This is a genomic window from Phenylobacterium sp. (assembly GCF_044371015.1).
Taxonomy (GTDB): Bacteria; Pseudomonadota; Alphaproteobacteria; order Caulobacterales; family Caulobacteraceae; genus Phenylobacterium.
Map to the genome: position 1 here is coordinate 1 of NZ_JBILUK010000334.1, position 2,761 is coordinate 2,761.

General features: G+C 65.4%; 4 protein-coding genes. All 4 read left to right on the top strand.

The genetic code is table 11. From position 1 onward, the window contains the following. Nucleotides 1-374, top strand: a 374-nt coding sequence (locus tag ACIQ3R_RS17240; protein WP_397420079.1) for a sensor histidine kinase, incomplete at its 5' end; no start/stop codon positions are given. A gap of 101 nt (nt 375-475) precedes the next feature. Next, on the top strand, nt 476-1,177 hold the full coding sequence (phoU, locus tag ACIQ3R_RS17245; RefSeq protein ID WP_397420080.1) for a phosphate signaling complex protein PhoU: 702 nt from the start codon (nt 476-478) through the stop codon (nt 1,175-1,177). Continuing rightward, nucleotides 1,174-1,863: a phosphate regulon transcriptional regulator PhoB gene (gene phoB / locus ACIQ3R_RS17250; RefSeq protein WP_397420081.1), complete on the top strand. Its 690-nt coding sequence runs from the start codon at nt 1,174-1,176 to the stop codon at nt 1,861-1,863. The genes phoU and phoB overlap by 4 nt, the downstream gene beginning before the upstream one ends. Nucleotides 1,864-1,924: 61 nt before the next feature. Beyond that, nucleotides 1,925-2,716, top strand: a complete 792-nt coding sequence (locus ACIQ3R_RS17255; protein ID WP_397420082.1) for a UDP-2,3-diacylglucosamine diphosphatase — start codon at nt 1,925-1,927, stop codon at nt 2,714-2,716. Nucleotides 2,717-2,761 lie beyond the last annotated feature (45 nt).

The following is a 2,761-nucleotide window of genomic DNA, read 5'->3' on the forward strand; positions in this document are numbered from 1 at the left end:
ACGCCGTGAAGTACACGGGACGGGGTGGGCAGGTTCGCGTTCAGCTGGCGGCCGCCGCGAATTCTGAAGCTGCTCGCGCGCCCAGCCGGTCGGGCATTGGTCTGTCGTTGCTGTCGCCGGATGCGAGTGAGGCCCGGGCCTATGTGGTCTTGCGCGTCACCGACCAGGGACCGGGCATTGCGCGTCAGCATTTGCCGCGCCTGTCCGAACGGTTCTACCGGGTCGAAGGGCAACGCACCGGGGGGACCGGGCTGGGACTGGCGATCGTCAAGCACGTGGTCAATCGCCATCGGGGCGGCCTGATCGTCGAAAGCGCCGAGGGTGAAGGCGCCACTTTCAGCGTCTATCTTCCGATGGCTCCGGCGAGCGCCTGACGGCGCCCGACGCGGGTGTCGCAAAATTGTCGCCCGATCGAATTAGTTTCCGCGCCGACCCAAGTGGCGTGGCGATGGGGCGCCACGACGGAGAGGCCTTCGTGACTCGTTCCTATTCGGCCGAATTGCGCCAGCTCGTGGCTGAGGTCATCCGCATGGGCGGATTGGCAGAAGCGCAGGTGGTCGACGCCGTCGATGCGGTGGTGCGGCGGGATGTGGCGCTGGCTCAGGCGCTGATCGTGCGTGATCTGCGCCTGGATACCTTGCAGGCGGAGGTGGAGCGCCGGGCGCTTGCGCTGATCGCCCACCATCACCCCGGTGAGGCCGACCTGAGGCGCGCGATTTCGACGCTTAAGCTGGCGATGAATCTGGAACGCTGCGGCGACTTGGCCCGAAACATGGCCAAGCGGAGCCTCGTGCTCTCGGCCGGAGAACCGCTGTTGCCGCTGACCGGGGCGATCGAACGCCTGGGACGCCTGGTTTCCTCGCGGCTGCGCGCTGTTCTGGATGCCTACGCCGCCGGCGACGTAGAGCCCGCTCTGGATGTCTGGCGGCGCGACGGCGAGGTGGACGAGCACTACGAGAGCCTGTTCCGCGAACTGCTGGTTCACATGTCCAATGGGCCGGACTCTGTGGCCTCGGGCGCCCACCTGCTGTTCGTGGCGAAGAACCTAGAGCGGATCGGTGACCACGCCACCAACATCGCCGAAATCCTGCACTTCCAGATGACCGGCCAAGAACTCCAGGGCGAGCGGCCCAAGGTAAGCCTGCCAAATGCGGCCGTGGAGGGCCGAAACGCGTGAATCCTTATGTTCTAGTCGTTGAGGATGAGGACGCTCTGGCGACCCTGCTCGACTACAATCTTGTCAAAGAGGGCTTCCGGGCCGACCGCGCCGCCGACGGCGAGGAGGCGCTTCTCAAGATTTCCGAGGAGCCACCGGACTTGATCGTCCTGGACTGGATGCTGCCCAAAGTCTCGGGCGTGGAGGTCTGCCGCCAGTTGCGCGCCGGACCGGAAACGCGACGCATCCCGGTGCTGATGCTGACCGCGCGAGGCGAGGAATCCGACAAGGTCCGGGGCCTGGACACCGGCGCGGACGATTACCTAGTCAAGCCCTTCGCCATGAGCGAACTGGTGGCGCGGATTAGGGCGCTCTTGCGCCGAACGCGGCCCGAGCTGGTCGAAGAGCGTCTCGAGTACGCGGATCTGGCGTTGGATCGCGGCCGGCATCGCGTGACCCGCAATGGACAGGACGTTCATCTCGGGCCGACCGAGTATCGTCTGCTCGACTTCCTCATGCAGAGGCCCGGCCGGGTGTTCAGCCGTGAGCGCCTGCTGGACGCGGTCTGGGGTTCCAACACCTATGTCGAAGTTCGCACCGTCGATGTGCATGTGGGACGTCTGCGCAAGGCGCTGCGGCAGGCCGGTCAGCCCGACCTGATCCGCACGGTGCGGTCGGCCGGTTACGCCCTCGACGCTGAGGGCTGAAAGGGCGTCACGGCCCCGTCATCGACTCAGCGAAATCCTGCGGGGCCGTTGGGGGGGCGCCATGCACGAGACGCACGTCGCGGTCCGCTGTCGGGCCGCCTTTATCTCGGACATCCACTTGGGCACGCGCGGCTGCCAGGCCGAGCTGTTGCTGGAGTTCATCCGAGCGCTGGATTGCGAGACGCTCTACCTGGTGGGCGACATCGTCGACGGGTGGAAGCTGAAGTCTGGATGGCATTGGCCGCAGGCGCATAACGACGTGGTCCAGAAACTGCTCCGGCTGGCCCGGCGCGGCGTGAAAGTTGTCTACATCCCCGGCAATCATGATGAGGTAATCCGCGATTTCTGCGGCGTGCACTTTGGTGGCGTCGTGGTCGCGCGGGACGCAATCCATGAGGCGGCCGATGGGCGGCGCTATCTGGTGACCCATGGCGATGAGTTCGACGGCGTGGTGCAGAACGCCCGCTGGTTGGCGTTCCTGGGAGACTGGAGCTACCGGGCGCTGATCGCGCTCAACACCCACTTTAACCGGGCGCGACGACTGTTCGGCCTGAACTACTGGAGCCTCTCGGCCTTCCTGAAGCACAAGGTGAAGGACGCCGTTGCGTTCATCGACCGATTTGAAACCGCCATGGCTGATGAGGCGCGGAGGCGTGGCGTGGCCGGGGTGATCTGCGGGCACATCCACAAGGCCGAGATTCGCGAGTTTGATGGGGTGCGCTACCTAAACGATGGCGACTGGGTCGAAAGTTGCACAGCTCTCATCGAACGGTTCGACGGCGGCTTTGAAATCGTCAATTGGCTGGATATCCGTCGCGGTCGATCCGTTCGCGTCGCCGCGCTGGCGGCCTAATCTCACTAGCTGAAAAGAGGCGGCCGCGACCGGGGGGACGGTCGC

What these genes read in the sequence shown, in the direction of transcription:
- ACIQ3R_RS17255 (WP_397420082.1), top strand. Translation starts at nt 1,925, where the DNA reads ATGCACGAGACGCACGTCGCGGTCCGCTGTCGGGCCGCCTTTATCTCG.